Annotated in this window: 1 protein-coding gene; it reads right to left on the bottom strand. The window is 45.2% G+C overall.

The window, feature by feature from the left end; genetic code table 11:
- Positions 1-13 precede the first annotated feature (13 nt).
- On the bottom strand, positions 14-526 hold the full coding sequence (locus QZZ43_RS19545; RefSeq protein ID WP_291862887.1) for a hypothetical protein: 513 nt from the start codon (positions 524-526) through the stop codon (positions 14-16).
- Between the last annotated feature and the right edge of the window lie 378 nt (positions 527-904).

Raw genomic sequence — 904 nt, 5'->3', positions numbered from 1 at the left:
CACAAAAAAGGCTTTACCTCCTCATACAGCACTTGCTTCTCACCGTTTGGTTTGCCTCACCGGTCGCAATCTTTGAAACCGTTTTATTCACCGACAAGCCAAATGAGATGGGCAACCCGGACTCCCGGATAATTTTGCTGCGTAACTCATGACTCCACTTCAGACAGCCGAAGAAACGATCCATCCCGGTGAGATCGAGATAGTGCTCATCAATAGAGGCTTTCTCGTACAGAGGTGCTGACTCTTCAATAATTTGTGTGACGATTCGTGAGTAACGGCTGTACTCATCCATATCGCCCCGCACATAAAATGCATGAGGGCAAAGACGGCGGGCCAGCTTCATGGGCATGGCCGAGTGCACACCGAATTTCCGGGCCTCATAGCTGCAGGCTGCCACCACCCCACGGTCGCTCATCCCTCCTACTATCACCGGCATCCCATTGAGCCGACTGTTCATCAACCGCTCTACCGAAACAAAAAATGAGTCAAGATCGAAATGCACAATGTGCCGATTATCAGTATTCATTTGCCTGTTTTGATTACTTATTAATCTTTTTACAGATTACAATTTAAGCATAGAAAGAAGAATATGAAAGGAAAAAGAGAAGTTTTTATCGGACGAAATGAACCATATAAGGCGTATAGAAAAATATGTAGTAGGGTACGGGATGTCATTCATCCGTATAAAATTTATTTTTCTGTCACCCCGGCCGGGGCTTCATCTTTTATATTGTTACATTCCTTTACTACCAATCTGTCGCCCCTCTGGGGCTGGAGCAAATACATCGATGATTGCGAAGGTTCCTAAGAAGAATCCCCTTACCATAGGGAATAAACAAATCACATCATTTTTTTTCTGGCTGAATGGACAGCCCCGGATGGGGCGGCAGTTTGGTAAATAGAT

This window comes from Marinilabilia sp., from assembly GCF_016278715.1.
GTDB lineage: Bacteria > Bacteroidota > Bacteroidia > Bacteroidales > Marinilabiliaceae > Marinilabilia.
The sequence above is the reverse complement of the archived record's forward strand: the minus strand, read 5'-3'. Positions and strand labels throughout refer to the sequence as shown.